The sequence below is a fragment of the Streptomyces sp. NPDC049887 genome, assembly GCF_040656535.1.
In the GTDB taxonomy this organism is placed as follows: domain Bacteria; phylum Actinomycetota; class Actinomycetes; order Streptomycetales; family Streptomycetaceae; genus Streptomyces.
This window is the reverse complement of the sequence record NZ_JBFAMM010000007.1, coordinates 183129-200092: the sequence shown is the minus strand read 5'-3', so window position 1 is coordinate 200092 and position 16964 is coordinate 183129. Positions and strand designations below refer to the sequence as shown.

Annotated in this window: 13 protein-coding genes; 9 read left to right on the top strand and 4 right to left on the bottom strand. The window is 70.8% G+C overall.

Annotated elements, in window-relative coordinates; translation table 11 throughout:
- Window positions 1-200 precede the first annotated feature (200 nt).
- The 5 genes from AB0J10_RS11610 to AB0J10_RS11590 all read left to right on the top strand — a co-directional run bounded on the left by AB0J10_RS11610 (window position 201) and on the right by AB0J10_RS11590 (window position 8186).
- On the top strand, window positions 201-1892 hold the full coding sequence (locus AB0J10_RS11610) for a fumarate hydratase (protein ID WP_363060291.1): 1692 nt from the start codon (window positions 201-203) through the stop codon (window positions 1890-1892).
- A 270-nt stretch (window positions 1893-2162) separates the two neighbouring features.
- Window positions 2163-3569: a class II fumarate hydratase gene (locus AB0J10_RS11605; RefSeq protein ID WP_363060289.1), complete on the top strand. Its 1407-nt coding sequence runs from the start codon at window positions 2163-2165 to the stop codon at window positions 3567-3569.
- 71 nt (window positions 3570-3640) lie between these two features.
- Window positions 3641-4306: a DUF402 domain-containing protein gene (locus AB0J10_RS11600; RefSeq protein WP_363060287.1), complete on the top strand. Its 666-nt coding sequence runs from the start codon at window positions 3641-3643 to the stop codon at window positions 4304-4306.
- Window positions 4307-4716: 410 nt separating this feature from the next.
- Window positions 4717-6606, top strand: coding sequence for an ATP-binding SpoIIE family protein phosphatase (locus AB0J10_RS11595; RefSeq protein WP_363060285.1), 1890 nt, complete (start codon window positions 4717-4719; stop codon window positions 6604-6606).
- 116 nt (window positions 6607-6722) lie between these two features.
- A complete protein-coding gene (locus AB0J10_RS11590) occupies window positions 6723-8186 on the top strand; it encodes a catalase (RefSeq protein WP_363060283.1) in 1464 nt (487 codons plus the stop codon).
- Between the two features lie 179 nt (window positions 8187-8365).
- On the opposite strand, the gene AB0J10_RS11585 is transcribed toward AB0J10_RS11590, so the two are convergent.
- Entirely contained in the window at window positions 8366-10660 is a 2295-nt protein-coding gene (locus AB0J10_RS11585) for a transglycosylase domain-containing protein (RefSeq protein WP_363060281.1), read from the bottom strand.
- A gap of 315 nt (window positions 10661-10975) precedes the next feature.
- Between AB0J10_RS11585 and AB0J10_RS11580 the strand changes: the two genes are divergently transcribed.
- Both AB0J10_RS11580 and AB0J10_RS11575 read left to right on the top strand, forming a co-directional pair.
- Window positions 10976-11869, top strand: a complete 894-nt coding sequence (locus AB0J10_RS11580) for an SPFH domain-containing protein (protein ID WP_363060533.1) — start codon at window positions 10976-10978, stop codon at window positions 11867-11869.
- The gene (locus tag AB0J10_RS11575; RefSeq protein WP_363060279.1) at window positions 11866-12072 is read left to right on the top strand and encodes a hypothetical protein; all 207 of its coding nucleotides are present in this window, start codon (window positions 11866-11868) and stop codon (window positions 12070-12072) included. The genes AB0J10_RS11580 and AB0J10_RS11575 overlap by 4 nt, the downstream gene beginning before the upstream one ends.
- Window positions 12073-12257: 185 nt before the next feature.
- On the opposite strand, the gene AB0J10_RS11570 is transcribed toward AB0J10_RS11575, so the two are convergent.
- The gene (locus tag AB0J10_RS11570) at window positions 12258-13235 is read right to left on the bottom strand and encodes a LysR substrate-binding domain-containing protein (RefSeq protein WP_363060277.1); all 978 of its coding nucleotides are present in this window, start codon (window positions 13233-13235) and stop codon (window positions 12258-12260) included.
- A gap of 138 nt (window positions 13236-13373) precedes the next feature.
- Between AB0J10_RS11570 and AB0J10_RS11565 the strand changes: the two genes are divergently transcribed.
- A complete protein-coding gene (locus AB0J10_RS11565) occupies window positions 13374-13928 on the top strand; it encodes a peroxiredoxin (RefSeq protein ID WP_363060275.1) in 555 nt (184 codons plus the stop codon).
- A gap of 2 nt (window positions 13929-13930) precedes the next feature.
- Window positions 13931-14464, top strand: a complete 534-nt coding sequence (locus AB0J10_RS11560; protein ID WP_026165483.1) for an alkyl hydroperoxide reductase — start codon at window positions 13931-13933, stop codon at window positions 14462-14464.
- A gap of 169 nt (window positions 14465-14633) precedes the next feature.
- On the opposite strand, the gene AB0J10_RS11555 is transcribed toward AB0J10_RS11560, so the two are convergent.
- Window positions 14634-16007: an AI-2E family transporter gene (locus AB0J10_RS11555; protein WP_363060272.1), complete on the bottom strand. Its 1374-nt coding sequence runs from the start codon at window positions 16005-16007 to the stop codon at window positions 14634-14636.
- Window positions 16008-16183: 176 nt separating this feature from the next.
- Window positions 16184-16885, bottom strand: coding sequence for a transglycosylase SLT domain-containing protein (locus AB0J10_RS11550; RefSeq protein WP_363060270.1), 702 nt, complete (start codon window positions 16883-16885; stop codon window positions 16184-16186).
- Window positions 16886-16964 lie beyond the last annotated feature (79 nt).

Below are 16964 nucleotides of genomic sequence, written 5' to 3'. Positions count from 1 at the left end.
TAGTGGCCGCGTGCGACACCCCGCAATCCGTCGCCCCGGGCCGTCCCGCCCCGACGCCCCCGTCGCGCCCCGACGCCCCCGACGCCCCCGACGCCAACTGAGCCTTACCTCACAAGCCCGGACGGCAGGGGGCGTCTTACGCTTGTGGGCGCGCTGCCAATGGATGCCAGCCGCCGTCTGCCGAGTGAGGAATGGCCGCAATGCCCCCTGTCTCCCGTCCGACCCGCCCTGCGTTCGAGTACACCGATCTGCTCCCGCTGGGCGAGGACACCACGCCCTACCGCCTGGTGACCACCGAAGGCGTCTCCACCTTCGAGGCCGACGGGCGTACGTTCCTCAAGGTCGAGCCGGAGGCACTGCGCAAGCTCGCCGAGGAGGCCGTCCACGACATCCAGCACTACCTCCGGCCGGCCCACCTCGCCCAGCTGCGCAAGATCATCGACGATCCCGAGGCCTCGTCGAACGACAAGTTCGTCGCGCTGGACCTGCTGAAGAACGCGAACATCGCGGCCGCCGGCGTGCTCCCCATGTGCCAGGACACCGGCACGGCGATCGTCATGGGCAAGCGCGGGCAGAACGTCCTGACCGAGGGCGGCGACGAGGAGGCGCTGAGCCGGGGCATCTTCGACGCCTACACCGAGCTCAACCTGCGCTACTCGCAGATGGCCCCGCTCACCATGTGGGAGGAGAAGAACACCGGCTCGAACCTGCCCGCGCAGATCGAGCTGTACGCCACCGACGGCGGCGCGTACAAGTTCCTCTTCATGGCCAAGGGCGGCGGCTCCGCCAACAAGTCCTTCCTCTACCAGGAGACCAAGGCGGTCCTGAACGAGACCTCCATGATGAAGTTCCTGGAGGAGAAGATCCGCTCGCTGGGCACCGCCGCGTGCCCCCCGTACCACCTGGCCGTCGTCGTCGGCGGCACGTCGGCCGAGTACGCGCTGAAGACCGCGAAGTACGCCTCCGCGCACTACCTGGACGAGCTGCCCGAGGAGGGCTCGGCCCTCGGTCACGGCTTCCGGGACAGGGACCTGGAGGAGAAGGTCTTCGAGCTGACCCAGAAGATCGGCATCGGTGCGCAGTTCGGCGGCAAGTACTTCTGCCACGACGTGCGCGTGGTGAGGCTCCCGCGGCACGGCGCTTCCTGCCCCGTGGCGATCGCCGTGTCCTGCTCCGCCGACCGCCAGGCCGTCGCGAAGATCACCGCCGAGGGCGTCTTCCTGGAGCAGCTGGAGACGGACCCGGCGCGCTTCCTGCCGGAGACGACGGACGAGCACCTCGACGAGGCCGGCGACGTCGTGAGGATCGATCTCAACCAGCCGATGGACGAGATCCTCGCCGAGCTGACCAAGTACCCGGTCAAGACCCGGCTTTCGCTCACCGGCCCGCTCGTCGTGGCCCGCGACATCGCGCACGCCAAGATCAAGGAGCGGCTGGACGCCGGCGAGGAGATGCCCCGGTACCTCAAGGACCACCCGGTCTACTACGCCGGACCCGCCAAGACCCCGGAGGGCTACGCGTCCGGCTCCTTCGGCCCGACGACGGCCGGACGCATGGACTCCTACGTCGAGCAGTTCCAGGCGGCGGGCGGCTCCAAGGTCATGCTGGCCAAGGGCAACCGCAGCAAGCAGGTCACGGACGCCTGCAAGGAGCACGGCGGCTTCTACCTCGGTTCGATCGGAGGCCCCGCGGCTCGCCTCGCGCAGGACTGCATCAAGAAGGTCGAGGTCGTCGAGTACGAGGAGCTCGGCATGGAGGCCGTCTGGAAGATCGAGGTCGAGGACTTCCCCGCCTTCATCGTCGTCGACGACAAGGGCGGCGACTTCTTCCAGGACCCCGCGCCCGCGCCGACCTTCACCACCATCCCGGTCCGCGGCCCCGGCCTGGCCTGAGCCCGCGTCCGGTTCCCGACCGTCGGGCCCGGAGGGTCCCCCGACGCACACCGCAGCACCCGAGAGGGCCGCGCCGCTCCCCGGCGGCGGGGCCCTCCTCCGCGTCCCGCGCCGCCTCCGGTCCGCGTGGCGCGGCTACCGCGCGGTGCCGCCTCCCCGGCCCGGTGCCGCCTCCCCGGTCCGGTGCCGTCGAGGGCTTCTACTGGCCGGTGGCGCGCTCGGGAATACACGGAACCATGGGCGTGCTGACCGTCTCCAGGAGGTTTGAGGATGTCCGACGCGAGCGAGAACGCAGGCCGTCACCGGATCGAGTACGACTCCATGGGGGAAGTGCGGGTGCCGGAACACGCCAAGTGGCGCGCCCAGACCCAGCGGGCGGTGGAGAACTTCCCCCTCTCCGGACAACGGCTGGAACGCGCCCATGTGGAGGCACTGGCCCGGATCAAGGCAGGCGCCGCCAAGGTCAACGCGGAGCTCGGCGTGCTCGACGAGGACATCGCCCGGGCCGTCCAGGAGGCGGCCGCGGAGGTCGCCGAGGGCCGCTGGGACGAGCACTTCCCCGTCGACGTCTTCCAGACCGGCTCGGGGACGTCGTCCAACATGAACATGAACGAGGTCCTGGCCACCCTGGCGAGCGAGCGCCTCGGCCTCGACGTGCACCCCAACGACCACGTCAACGCCTCGCAGTCGTCCAACGACGTCTTCCCCTCCTCGATCCACATCGCCGCGACGGCGGCCGTGACGAGGGACCTGGTCCCCGCCCTGGAGCACCTGGCACGGGCGCTGGAGCGCAAGGCCGGGGAGTTCGCCCGAGTGGTGAAGTCCGGCCGTACGCACCTGATGGACGCGACACCGGTCACTCTCGGCCAGGAGTTCGGCGGTTACGCGGCGCAGGTCCGGTACGGGATCGAACGGCTGAACGCATCGCTGCCCCGGCTCGCCGAACTCCCCCTCGGCGGTACGGCGGTGGGCACGGGCATCAACACACCGCCCGGGTTCGCGGCTGCGGTCATCGCCGAGGTGGCGCGGACGACCGGGCTGCCACTGACCGAGGCCCGCGACCACTTCGAGGCACAGGGCGCCCGTGACGGGCTCGTCGAGACGAGCGGCCAGCTGCGGACGATCGCCGTCTCACTCACCAAGATCTCGAACGATCTGCGCTGGATGGCGAGCGGCCCGCGCACCGGGCTCGCCGAGATCCGGCTGCCCGACCTCCAGCCGGGTTCCTCGATCATGCCGGGCAAGGTCAACCCGGTCGTCCCCGAGGCCGTCCTCATGGTGGCCGCCCAGGTCATGGGCAACGACACGACGGTCGCGGTGGCGGGCGCGGCGGGCAACTTCGAGCTGAACGTGATGCTCCCGGTGATGGCCAAGAACCTGCTGGAGTCGGTGCGGCTCCTCGCGAACGCGTCCCTGCTGCTCGCCGACCGCACGGTGGACGGCATCACGGCGGACGAGGAGCGGGCCCGCGAGTACGCCGAGTCGTCCCCCTCCGTGGTCACCCCGCTCAACAAGTACATCGGGTACGAGGAGGCCGCGAAGGTGGCCAAGAAGTCGCTGGCCGAGCGGAGGACGATCCGTGAAGTGGTGCTGGAGGGCGGGTACGTGGAGCGCGGCGCGCTCACGCTCGAGCAGTTGGACGAGGCGCTGGACGTGCTGCGGATGACGCGTCCCTAGGCGCTCGCCGGCCTCCGCAGGCCCCCTGCCGGCCCGTCGGCGCCCGCAGGGCGCGGCACTAGGATCTCTGCATGACGGGATCGGCGGGCTTTGGGCACTGGGCGCCGGGGGAGCAGATCCTCTGGCGGTATCGCGGCAACGGCTCCTCCGACGTGCACATCTGCAGACCCGTGACCGTGGTCCGGGACACCGAGGAGCTGCTGGCGGTGTGGATGGCCCCGGGCACCGAGTGCGTGAAGCCGGTGCTCGCCGACGGGACGCCCGTGCACCACGAACCGCTCGTCACGCGGTACACGGTGCCCCGGACGACCGTACGCGCCCGCTGGTCCGGGACGGGCGTGCTGAAGCTCGCCAGACCCGGCGACGCGTGGTCGGTGTGGCTCTTCTGGGAAGAAGGCTGGCGGTTCAGGAACTGGTACGTGAACCTGGAGGAACCGCATCTGCGTTGGTCCGGCGGGGTCGACTCCGAGGATCACTTTCTGGACATCGCCGTGCAGCCGGACCGCAGCTGGCAGTGGCTGGACGAGGACGAGTTCGAGCAGGCGCGTACGGCCGGACTGATGGGCGAGGAACAGGCGCGGCGGGTGCGTGCGGCCGGGCTGGAGGCGGTCGAGGTGATCGGCGACTGGGGGCCGCCGTACTGCGACGGCTGGGAGGGCTGGCGGCCCGACCCGCGCTGGCCTGTACCGGAGCTTCCGGCCGACTGGAATCGGACCCCCGCACCCACGTCCGCATGACGACGCCGTGAGACCCTTGATGCGCCCCCGGGGTTCAAACGTAGGATCGTCCTCCGCAAGGCCACATCGCATCAACGATTGAGCGCAGCACAAAAACTGACCGTAAGTCATCACAAGGGGGACCGAACCGTGCCGGATGTGTGCCCGGATCTCCCCCGATCTGTCGACGCCTCGCCCGGATTGGGTAAGGGCTATATCGACCTTCCAGGGGCGCTGCCGTCCCGGGCCGGGGGTGCGTTCGCCCGACGGCCCCGGGAACCGCGGCTCAGCCACCATCGTCACCGCCCCCGGAGGCGCACAGCGGCACCCGAGGCGCCGGGACCCGCCGTGCCGGTCGTGCCGTGCCCGGCAGGATCGGCAGGACGGTTCCCAGCCTCGCACCACCGGCCCGGACGGACGGAATCCCAGGCGTGACGGAGCACCCCACCTCCCACGAAGGCCGGCAGCCCGTGGCTGCCCGGCCGCAGGAGCGCACCCGGCCGCGGCAGGAGGCCGCCGCCCATGCCTCCCTGCCGGCCGCGCCCGCCGCGGTCCCTCCGCAGCCGCCCGCGCCCCCGGAGCCGCCCCGGGATCCCGCGGGCCTGGCGCGCCGCGAGGGCGACCGGCTGCGCTTCGTCGGGGCGGCGACCCGGCGGATCGCCCGCGGAATAGACCTGGACGAGATCGTGCTCGGGCTGTGCCGGGCCACGGTGCCCACGTTCTCCGACGCGATCCTGGTGTACCTGCGGGATCCGCTGCCCGTGGGGGACGAGCGGCCGGTCGCGCCGTTCGTGCTGCGGCTCCGCCGGACCGACCGGTTGCGTTTAACCGATGAGGACACCGACGGCGCCCTGATCGGCGGCGCCCAGGTGCCGGTGCTCGGCCCCCCGGCGGACGTGGCGCCGGCCGCCGAGCTGTGCGAGGTGATCGCCGGCGGTGCGCTCGCGGAGGTGCTGCGGGGTGTGCGCCCGGTATTCGGCGACTCGGCCGCCGCCCGGGCCGCGCTGCCCGAGCTGCTGGGCGACGGCAAGACGCTGCCCGCCGGGCAGCGGGCGATCCTGGCCCCGCTGCGCGGCCGGCGCCGGGTCACCGGTGCCGCGATCTTCCTGCGGCGTCCGGACCGGCCTGCCTTCGAGCCGGACGACCTGCTCGTGGCCGCCCAGCTGGCGACGCACACCGCGCTCGGCATCGACAAGGCGGTCCTGTACGGCCGTGAGGCGTACATCGCGGACGAGCTGCAGCGCACGATGCTGCCCGAGGGGCTGCCGCAGCCGACCGGCGTACGGCTGGCCTCGCGCTACCTCCCGGCCGCGGAGACGGCCCGGGTCGGCGGCGACTGGTACGACGCCATCCCGCTGCCCGGCAGCCGGGTCGCGTTGGTCGTCGGCGACGTGATGGGCCACTCGATGACCTCGGCCGCGATCATGGGCCAGCTGCGGACGACGGCCCAGACCCTGGCCGGTCTGGACCTGCCTCCGCAGGAGGTGCTGCACCACCTCGACGAGCAGGCGCAGCGGCTCGGCACCGACCGCATGGCGACCTGCCTGTACGCGGTCTACGACCCTGTCTCGCACCGGATCACGATCGCCAACGCCGGCCATCCGCCGCCGATACTGCTGCACCTCGGCGGCCGGGCGGAGGTCCTGCGGGTGCCGCCGGGCGCCCCCATCGGCGTGGGCGGGGTGGACTTCGAGGCCGTGGAGCTGGACGCGCCCGCCGGGGCGACGCTGCTGCTGTACACGGACGGGCTGGTGGAGTCGCGGCTGCGGGACGTCTGGACCGGCATCGAGCAGCTGAGGGAGCGGCTGGCCGCGACGGCGCAGCTCACCGGCCCCGACCACTCGCCGCCGCTGGAGGCGCTCTGCGACGACGTGCTGGACATGCTCGGCCCGGGCGACCGGGACGACGACATCGCGCTGCTCGCGGCCCGCTTCGACGGGATCGCTCCGAGTGACGTCGCCTACTGGTTCCTGGAGCCCGAGGACTCCGCCCCCGGCCGGGCCCGTCGGCTGGCCCGCAGGGCGCTGGCACGCTGGGGCCTGGAGGAGCTGTCCGACTCGGTGGAACTGCTGGTCAGCGAGGTGGTGACCAATGCCGTGCGGTATGCGGAGCGGCCGGTGACCCTGCGGCTGCTGCGCACCGACGTGCTGCGGTGCGAGGTCGGCGACGACTCCCCGCAGCTGCCGCGCCAGCGGCGGGCCCGGGACACGGACGAGGGCGGCCGCGGGCTGTTCCTGGTGAACCGGCTGGCCAGACGGTGGGGGGCGACGCGGCTGTCCACGGGCAAGGTCGTGTGGTTCGAGCTGGCCACCCAGGCGTAACCCCGATCGGGGCGAGAACTGGACCTGGTCCAAATGTTGCCGCCTTCGCATGTGAGGAGTTGACTGGGGCACACGGCCGATGCGACCACATTCCCTCGATGGACGGGAGGACGCTCGTGACCGAGTCACCCCCCAAAGCGCCGTACACGACGAACAACCACGGCATCCCGGTGGAGAGCGACGAGCACTCGCTGACCGTGGGGCCGGACGGCCCGATCCTTCTGCAGGACCACTACCTGATCGAGAAGATGGCCCAGTTCAACCGGGAGCGGGTCCCCGAACGGGTGGTGCACGCCAAGGGCTCCGGCGCGTACGGCTTCTTCGAAGTCACCAACGACGTGAGCCAGTTCACCAAGGCCGACCTGTTCCAGCCGGGCAGGCGCACCGAGATGCTGGCCCGCTTCTCGACGGTCGCCGGCGAGCAGGGGTCCCCGGACACCTGGCGCGACCCGCGCGGCTTCGCACTGAAGTTCTACACCGAGCAGGGCAACTACGATCTGGTCGGCAACAACACGCCGGTCTTCTTCGTACGCGACACGATCAAGTTCCAGGACTTCATCAGGTCCCAGAAGCGCCACCCGGCCACCGGGCTGCGCAACAACGACATGCAGTGGGACTTCTGGACCCTCTCCCCCGAGTCGGCGCACCAGGTCACCTGGCTGATGGGCGACCGGGGAATCCCCAAGACCTACCGCCACATGAACGGCTACGGATCGCACACCTACATGTGGATCAACGGCGCCGGTGAGCGGTTCTGGGTGAAGTACCACTTCAAGACCGACCAGGGCATCGACTTCCTCACCCAGGAGGAGGCCGACGAACTCGCCGGTTCCGACGCGGACAAGCACCGGCGCGACCTGTACGACTCGATCGAGGCCGGGGACGCGCCCTCGTGGACCCTGAAGGTCCAGGTCATGCCGTTCGAGGACGCCGCGGACTACCGGTTCAACCCCTTCGACCTGACGAAGGTGTGGCCGCACGGGGACTACCCGCTGATCGACGTGGGCCGGATGACGCTGAACCGGAACCCGGAGGACTACTTCATCCACATCGAACAGGCCGCCTTCGAGCCGTCGAACATGGTTCCGGGCATCGGGCCGTCGCCGGACAAGATGCTGCTCGGCCGGCTGTTCTCCTACCCGGACACCCACCGGTACCGGATCGGCCCCAACTACGCGCAGCTGCCGCCCAACCGGCCGCACGCACCGGTGAACTCGTACGCCAAGGACGGCCCGATGCGCTATGCGCCGTCGTACGCCGCGCGGCCCTACGCCCCGAACTCCTACGGCGGCCCGGACGCGGACTTCGCGCGCTTCGGCGACCCCGCGGGGTGGGCCACGGCCGGTGAGATGGTGCGCGAGGCGTACAAGCCGCACCGCGAGGACGACGACTGGGGCCAGGCGGGAACGATGGTCCGCAACGTCCTCGACGACGCCGCCCGTTCGCGGCTGGTGTCGAACGTCAGCGGCCATCTGAAGCAGGGCGTCTCGCGGCCGGTGCTGGACCGGGCGGTGCAGTACTGGCGCAACATCGACAAGGAGATCGGCGACCGGATCTCCAAGGAGGTCAACGGAGGCTGACGGCCCGCCTCCGTGCGGCCCCCCGGAAGGGCCCGGAGCTCCGGGCCCTTCCGGGTCCTGCGGCTCGCTTCTCGTTCGGGCTGCCCCCCGGCGGGGCCGGCGCCCGGCGTCGGCCGCGGTGCGCTCGGCGAGACCCCGTCGCCGTCGTCAGGCGCCCGCCGGGGATCGCACGACACTCGTCAGGTGTTCTGCGGCCGGGGCCGTACGCCGGCCGTCGTCCCCGTCGTCGTCCCGTCCGTGGTGCCGGAGTCGGTTCCGCCGTCACCCGCTCCGCCCTCCGTGGTGCCGGAGTCGGTCCCGCCGCCCTCGGTGGTACCGCTGTCGGTGCCCTCCGTGGTGCCCGTCGAGTCCCCCGTGCCGGTGGACTCGTCGTCCGACGGCGTCGGGTCGGGTGAACTGCTCGGCCGGTCGTCCGGCTTCTCCGACCGCGAGGGCTCGTCCGAGGGCTCCTCCGGCTCCTCGCTCTCGGAGGGCGATCCGCTGGGACTCGCCGGGAGCTGCTCCTGCACCGGCTCCATGAGCTCCAGGTCGAACCGCTCGTCCGAGCCGCCGCCGAGCGCGCCGGTGGTGTACTGGCGCCAGATCATGGCCGGCACGCCACCGCCGTTGGCACGGCCCTCGTTGATGGTGTCCGTCAGGGTCACCTGGCGGCCCTTGGCGTCCTCCCCGAACAGCCCGACCGCGGTCACCAGTTCGGGCGTGTACCCCACGAACCAGGCCGAGCGGTTGTTCTCCGAGGTACCGGTCTTGCCGGCCGCGGAGTAGTCGCCCTGGGCGTTGCGACCGGAGCCGCTCCGCACCACGCCGGTCATGGCATGGGTCACGGTGTCGGCGGCCTCCCGGCTGATGACGCGGTCACCGCCCTCGGGCGCGGCTCCGGCCTCGCGGGTCCGGTGCTTGACGTCCTTCACGATCGAGGGCACGACCTGCTCGCCGTGGTTGTCGAGGGTCGCGTAGACCGCGGCCATGTCCCAGGTCGAGGCGCCCATCGTGCCGAGCGACATCGCCGGCCGCACCGGCCAGCCCTCGCCGTCGTGCATCCCGAGGCCGACCGCGGTCTCCTTCACCTTGCCGGGGCCGACGTCCACGATCATCTGGGCGTACACCGAGTTGATCGAGCTGTTGGTGGCTCTCTGGACGGTGACGGGGCCGTAGCTGCGGTCGTCCTCGTTCTCCGGCGCGAAGGGCGTGTCGCTGCCCTCCACCGGGCGCTTGCTGTCGCCGTCGTAGATCGTGTCGAGGCCGATCCGCCGGCCGTCCTGGGTCTCGGCCCCGTTCTCCAGCGCGGTGGCGAGCACGATGGGCTTGAACGTGGACGCGGGCTGGTAGTCGCGCCGGGTGGCGTTGGAGATCCAGTGCTCGGTCGCGCCGACCCCGCCGTACAGGGCGACGACCTTGCCGGTCTTCGGGTCGACGGAGGTCGCCCCCGCCTGGACGGTCGCGTCGCGCGTGTCGCCCTCGCGGTCGAGCTTCTCCTCCAGCTGCTCGCCGACGGCCTTGAGGAGGGCGTTCTGGCGCTTCTTCTCGATGCTGAGCGTGATAGTCCAGCCGCCGGCCTCGATCTGGTCCTCGCTGACGCCCCGCCTGGCGAGTTCGGCGTTGGCCGCCTTGACGAGGTAACCGGTCTGCCCCTCCATGCCCGGGGCCGCCTTCGGCTCCTTCGGCACGGGGAACGTGAGGGCCGAACGCGCCGACGCGTCCAGCCAGTTCTCCCCGACCATGTTGTCCAGGACGTAGTTCCAGCGCTCGCTCACCAGCTTCCTGCCGGTCGGCGAGGCCACCGCCCAGTCGTACTGGCTCGGGGCCTGGAGCAGGGCGGCGAGGTAGGCACCCTCGGCGACGGTCAGCTTCTGTGCGTCCTTGCGGTAGTACGCCTGGGCCGCGGCCTGGATGCCGTAGGCACCGCGCCCGTAGTAGCTGGTGTTCAGGTAGCCGGCGAGGATCTCGTCCTTGTCCTTCTGCTGGTCCACCTTCAGCGAGATCACCAGCTCCTTGAGCTTGCGGGTGACCGTCTGGTCCTGGTTCAGGTAGTAGTTCTTGACGTACTGCTGGGTGATCGTCGAGCCACCCTGCTTGCCCCCGCCGGTCAGGGTGTTGAAGACACCACGCGCGGTGCCCTTCAGGTCGACGCCGGAGTCCTTGTAGAAGGTCTTGTTCTCGGCGGCGACGAAGGCCTTCTCGACGTCGTCCGGGATCTTGTCGAGGCCGACGATCTCGCGGTTGACGGAGCCGGTACGGGTCAGGAGGGAGCCGTCGCTGTACTTGTAGACGTTGCTCTCCTTCTCGGCCTGCGCGTTGGCCGTGGGGACCGGCACCAGCAGGTAGACGATGAAGAGCGCGCCCATGCCCAGCAGGCAGAGGGTGAAGAAGGTGCCCAGCAGCTTCCGCCAGGTGAGGAAGCGCCGTATGCCCCCGGCCTTGCCCGCCCGGCGCGCGTCGCGCTGCCGGGTTCTCCGCGCTTCCGCTCGGCCCATCGCTTGGTCGCTCCGCTCTCTGTTCCGCGCTCGTCGTTGGTCGTTGGTCGTGCCGTACCCCGGCGCTCTGCGCCAGATCAGCTCAGAAAGCTAACACCGGTCGTACAGACAAAGGACGACCGATCCGGTCTTTTCCGGACGTGACAATCAGCACCCGTCTCACAAGGAACCGACTCACGAGGGGTGCGCAGGGTTGCCGGTTCAGATAATGTGTAATCACATTGCTAGCTAGTCGGGTCGCCGGTGCGGCCCGCCGAACGGGGGACGAGAATGCCTGTGACCAGCACATCCCTGCGCCACGACGAAGTACCCGAGATGCCCGCGCCGAAGGTCAGGGAGTTCGCCGCGCACAGCATCGGCGGCGGTCTGGCCCTACTGCTCGCCCTGGCCGGACTCGCGGCCGGCATCGCACTGATCGTGACGGGTCCCACAGCGGCGGGGACGGCCGCGGCGGCCGCACTGGTCGCGCTCGGCATCGTCGTGGTGGCCGCATCCGGCCTCTCGATGTGCGGGCTCAACATGATCGCGCCGGGCGAGGCACGTGTGGTGCAGCTCTTCGGCCGCTACCGGGGCACGATCCGCACGGACGGACTGCGCTGGGTCAACCCGCTGACCACCCGGGCGAAGATCTCCACCCGGATCCGCAACCACGAGACCGCGGTGCTCAAGGTCAACGACGCCTACGGCAACCCGATCGAGCTCGCCGCGGTGGTCGTGTGGAAGGTCGAGGACACCGCGCAGGCGATGTTCGAGGTGGACGACTTCCGGGAGTTCGTCTCCACCCAGACCGAGGCGGCGGTGCGGCACATCGCGATCGAGTACCCGTACGACGCCCACGACGAGGACGGCCTGTCGCTGCGCGGGAACGCCGAGGAGATCACCGAGAAGCTCGCCCTGGAACTGCGCGCACGGGTCGAGGCCGCCGGCGTCCACATTGTCGAGTCCCGCTTCACCCACCTCGCGTACGCGCCCGAGATCGCCTCGGCCATGCTCCAGCGCCAGCAGGCGGGGGCCGTGGTCGCCGCCCGCAGGCAGATCGTGGACGGCGCGGTCGGCATGGTGGAGACCGCGCTGTCGAGGATCGCCGAGGAGGGCCTCGTGGAGCTGGACGACGAACGCAAGGCGGCGATGGTGTCGAACCTGATGGTGGTGCTCTGCGGAGACCGAGCCGCACAGCCCGTCCTGAACACGGGCACGCTCTACCAGTGACCCCTCCCGAGCGGAAACAGGTGCTGTTGCGGCTCGACCCGGCGGTGTACGAGGCGCTGGCGCGCTGGGCGTCGGACGAGCTGCGCAGCGCCAACGCGCAGATCGAGTTCCTGCTGCGCCGGGCACTGTCGGAGTCGGGCCGTCTGCCCGGCGGCGTCAAGCCCATCCCCCGCCGCGGACGGCCGCCGAAGGCGCCGTCCTAGGAGTAGCCGGTGGTCCCGGAGGGCGCCCGCCCTCCGGGACCACCGGCCGTACGGGAGCGGGGCACCGGATCGGCGGCGGTCGACGGCACGGGCGGCCGGCCGTCGACCGGGCCGGCGTCACGTCCATGACGTCCACCGGCGTCGGCGCGGTGCTCCCGGTGACGTTCCTCGCCCTGCCGCGGCCGCTAGGGCCGGAAGGTCTGCGGACACCGCGAACCGTCGTGGAGCACACGCACCGGAAGATCCCCCAGCGCTTCCCGGAGCGCGCCCGCGAACTGCTCGAACTCGCCCTGCCGGGCCGCGCCCGTGCGCATCGCCAGGGCGACGCGCCGGGCCGGTGCCGGGTCCGCGAAGTAGCCGGTGGCCAGGGCCGGATTGCGGCCGGTCTCGACCTGGACCGCGGTGCGCGGGAGGAGGGTGACGCCCAGTCCGCCCGCGACCAGCTGGACCAGGGTGGACAGCCCGGCGGCGGTGGTGGTGACCGGTGCCCCCTCGGTGCGGCCCGCCTCCCGGCAGATGTCGAGGGCCTGGTCGCGCAGGCAGTGGCCCTCGTCGAGCAGCAGCAGCGGGAGCTCCCGGAGCGCGTCACGCGGAATGCCCTCGCGGCCGCCGAGCCAGTGGTCGTCGTACGTCACCAGCACGAAGTCCTCGTCGAACAGCGGCAGTTCCGTCACTCCCGGCACTCCGAGGGGGACGGCGAGGAGCAGCAGGTCGAGCCGGCCCGCCGAGAGGCCCTCCAGCAGCGACGACGTCTGCTCCTCGTGGACCTGGAGGTCGAGTTCCGGGTAGCGCTCGTGGACCAGCCGCAGAACGCTCGGCAGCAGGTACGGCGCGACGGTCGGGATCACTCCGAGCCGCAGCACCCCGGTGAACGGCGCACGCACCGCCTCGGCCTCCTCCAGCAGTTCGCCGACGGCGTCGAGGACCGCCTTGGCCCGGACCGCCAGCCGCGCCCCCGCCGGCGACAGGAGGACCTTTCGCGTCGTACGCTCCAGCAGCTGGACACCCAGTGCCTCCTCCAGCGCGGACACGGCCCCGGACAGCGCGGGCTGACTCGTCCCGATTGCGGCGGCCGCGTCCCGGAAGTGCAGATGCTCGGAGACAGCGGCGAAGGCTCGAAGCTGAGCCAGCGTGGGCTGTTTGCCCCGATTCAACCCGTTCATCGCCACCACTGATAACTACCTCCGATCACGGCGACCCAGTCTAGCTATTTCTTTGATCAATGCACTCTGTGCCAGGGTGGAGATCCGTCCAACCCCCCGGAGGCCCTCACGAGGGGCTTCCTGTTGCAAGGAGAGCGTGTGCTCACTGTCGGTGACCAGTTCCCCACCTTCGAGCTGACCGCCTGCGTCTCGCTGGAGAGCGGCAAGGAGTTCGAGCAGATCACCCACAAGTCCTACGAGGGCAAGTGGAAGGTCGTCTTCGCGTGGCCCAAGGACTTCACCTTCGTCTGCCCCACCGAGATTGCCGCGTTCGGCAAGCTGAACGACGAGTTCGCCGACCGCGACGCCCAGGTCCTCGGCTTCTCCGGCGACTCCGAGTTCGTCCACCACGCCTGGCGCAAGGACCACGACGACCTGCGTGACCTGCCCTTCCCGATGCTGGCCGACTCCAAGCACGAGCTGATGCGCGACCTCGGCATCGAGGGCGAGGACGGCTTCGCCCAGCGCGCCGTCTTCATCGTCGACCCGAACAACGAGATCCAGTTCACGATGGTGACCGCCGGCTCCGTCGGCCGTAACCCCAAGGAGGTCCTGCGAGTCCTCGACGCCCTGCAGACCGACGAGCTCTGCCCCTGCAACTGGACCAAGGGCGAGAACACCCTCGACCCGGTCAAGCTGCTGGCCGGTGAGTGAGCATGGCCCTCGATGAACTGAAGTCCGCCCTGCCGGACTACGCCAAGGACCTGAAGCTGAACCTCGGTTCGGTGATCGGCAACAGCGACCTCCCGCAGCAGCAGCTGTGGGGCACGGTCCTGGCCTGCGCGATCGCCTCCCGCTCGCCGATCGTGCTGCGCGAGCTGGAGCCCGAGGCCAAGGCCAACCTGTCCGGCGAGGCGTACACCGCCGCCAAGTCGGCCGCCGCGGTCATGGCGATGAACAACGTCTTCTACCGGACCCGGCACCTGCTGTCGGACCCCGAGTACGGGACGCTGCGCGCCGGTCTGCGGATGAACGTCATCGGCAACCCCGGCGTCGAGAAGACCGACTTCGAGCTGTGGTCGCTGGCCGTCTCCGCGATCAACGGCTGCGGCCAGTGCCTTGACTCGCACGAGCAGGTGCTCCGCAAGGCGGGCGTCGAGCGCGACGTCATCCAGGAGGCCTTCAAGATCGCCTCGGTGATCCAGGCCGTCGGCACCACGCTGGACGCGGAAGCCGTTCTGGCCGAGTAGTGGCGTCCCGGCCGGACGGCCGGTACGTGAGGAGGGCGCCCCGCCCGGCTTGCAGCCGGGCGGGGCGCCCTCGTCGTACGCGGAGGAAGCGCGCCGGCCCGCCCCGTGGTCCGGTCACGCGGGTTGTTCGACCCGGGCCGTCAGCCGCCTCGCGTCCTCGACCACGTGATCACCTGCGTTCCTCGTCCTCCGGGGGCGGGGGCTCGGGCTTCGCGGCGGCCGGGGGCAGGGTCGGGGGCGGGGTGGGGGCGAGATCCACCACCGTCGCCCCGTGCGGAGCGGGACCGATCCGGCTCACCTGGCCCCGGCCGTACGCGCGCAGATAGGTGACCACCGTGTTCGTCACCGCGACCAGCGGCACCGCGACCACCGCGCCGCCGATCCCCGCCGTCAGACCTCCCGTGGCGACGGCGAGGACGACGGCCAGCGGATGGACACGAACCGCGCGGCCGAGGATGAACGGCTGCAGCACGTGCCCCTCGATCTGCTGCACGGCGAGCACCACCAGCAGCACCATCAGGGCGGTGAACACGCCCTGGGTGACCAGCGCGACGACGACCGCGAGAGCCCCCGACACGACCGCACCCACGAGGGGGATGAAGGAGAACAGGAAGATGAAGACGGCGAGCGGAACGGCCAGCGGCACATCGAGGAAGTAGATGCCCAGTCCGATGAAGATCGCGTCGATGAGGGCGACCACCACCGTGCCCCGCACGTACGCCGTCAGCGTCCGCCAGGCGCGCGGACCGGCGCCGGCGACCCCCGGGCGGGCCGCCGAGGGCACCAGCTTCAGGGACCACTGCCAGATCCGCCTCCCGTCGTAGAGCAGGAAGAGGGTCGAGAACAGCGCCAGCAGCATCCCCGTGAGGATCTCCACCATCACGCCCACGCCCTCGAGCCCGGCGGAGGTGATCTCCTGGGTGTTGGTGCCGATGGTGTCCTGGAGGTTGTTCGCGATGTCGTTGATCTGGCGCTCGGTCACATGGAACGGGCTGTTGAGCAGCCAGCGCTTCAGCTCCTCGATACCGTCCTTGACCCGGTCGGCGACATTGCCGAGGTTGTCCATCACCTGCCAGACGACGAACCAGCCGACGAGACCGATGACGACGAAGCCCAGGATCGCCGTGACGGCAGTGGCGAGCCCTCGCGGCAGGCCGACACCCCTCAGACGGGCCACAGTCGGCTGCAGCAGCGCGGTGACCAGCAGGGCCGCGACGAAGGCGAGCACGACGAGCTGGACCGCGCTGATGACACGCATCAGCACCCAGAGCGTTCCCGCCAGGACCAGCAGCCGCCAGCCCGCCTCGGCCGCGACCCTCATGCCCCAGGGGATGGCCTCGACCGGATGGGGCCTCGCCGGAACGGCCGGGGCGTACGCGGGTGGCGGCGGGACGTGCTCGGGCGGGTTCACCTCGCCGAGATCGGCGTCACCCATGCCGTTGTCGTTGTCCGCGGCGGCGGCGGCCCGGCGTTCCTCCAACCGTGCCCCGAGCCGGGACAGTCCGGCCCCCAGCCGACCCAGCCAAGCTGGCGTCTTCGACATCTCGTGCTTCCCTCTCCCCCCAAGGTCCGCCCCGACCGTACACGCACCGAGCCCCCCACCGTCGGACGGTGAGGGGCTCAGCGGGGTCGAGCGGCCGGAACTCCCCGGAATCCGGGGCCCGGTCGGTACCGGTTGTCCGTCTGGTAACGGTTGTCGGGCCGGTACCGACCGTCGGCCTAGTACCAGTTGTTGGCCTGCCAGAACGACCAGGCACCGCAGGGGCTGCCGTAGCGGTCGTTCATGTAGTTGAGGCCCCACTTGATCTGGGTCGCGGGGTTCGTCTGCCAGTCCGCGCCGGCGGACGCCATCTTGGAGCCCGGCAGCGCCTGGACGAGGCCGTAGGCACCGGAGGACGGGTTCTGGGCCCGGTAGTTCCAGCTGGACTCGTGGTCCACGATGTTGCTGAAGCACTGGAACTGGTCGCCGGGGACCATCTGGCGGGCCATCGCCTGGACCTCGGAGACGCTGTACGAGGACTGCGTCGCGAAGCTGGAGGCGTCACGGACGGCCGACCGGCTGGCGCGCTCCTCGGCCTCCTTGGCCTCGGCCTCGCGCTGGGCCTTCTCCTCGGCGGCTTCCTTCTTCGCCTCGGCGTCCTTGGCGGCCTGGACGCGAGCCGCCTCCTCGGCGGACTTCCTCGCGGCCGCGTCGGCGGCGGCCGCCTGCGCGTCGGCCTGCTGGGTCAGGGATGCGACCTGAACCTGGGCCTGCTCACCGACGGGGATGTCCGCAAGGAGCGTCGCGTCCGCCGCGGTCGTCTCCAGGTTGTCGCCGTTCGCGGGCACGGTGTTGCCCGAGGCAACACCCACGACGGCGCCGACAGTGGTGACTGCGGTGGCGGACGCCACTGCGAATCCCCGGACCGAGATCCGGCTCACACGGTTTCCTTCCAGCATCGCCCGCACAGGTGACCTCGCGGGCGCAATCGTGCCCCTGACACTGGCACTCCCTCTTGCT

Bases quoted from the DNA above. Each gene is read 5' to 3' on its own strand.
- AB0J10_RS11570 (WP_363060277.1), bottom strand. From the start codon at position 13,235: ATGAACGGGTTGAATCGGGGCAAACAGCCCACGCTGGCTCAGCTTCGA.
- AB0J10_RS11585 (WP_363060281.1), bottom strand. From the start codon at position 10,660: ATGGGCCGAGCGGAAGCGCGGAGAACCCGGCAGCGCGACGCGCGCCGG.
- AB0J10_RS11560 (WP_026165483.1), top strand. From the start codon at position 13,931: ATGGCCCTCGATGAACTGAAGTCCGCCCTGCCGGACTACGCCAAGGAC.
- AB0J10_RS11580 (WP_363060533.1), top strand. From the start codon at position 10,976: ATGCCCGCGCCGAAGGTCAGGGAGTTCGCCGCGCACAGCATCGGCGGC.
- AB0J10_RS11555 (WP_363060272.1), bottom strand. From the start codon at position 16,007: ATGTCGAAGACGCCAGCTTGGCTGGGTCGGCTGGGGGCCGGACTGTCC.
- AB0J10_RS11610 (WP_363060291.1), top strand. From the start codon at position 201: ATGCCCCCTGTCTCCCGTCCGACCCGCCCTGCGTTCGAGTACACCGAT.
- AB0J10_RS11600 (WP_363060287.1), top strand. From the start codon at position 3,641: ATGACGGGATCGGCGGGCTTTGGGCACTGGGCGCCGGGGGAGCAGATC.
- AB0J10_RS11605 (WP_363060289.1), top strand. From the start codon at position 2,163: ATGTCCGACGCGAGCGAGAACGCAGGCCGTCACCGGATCGAGTACGAC.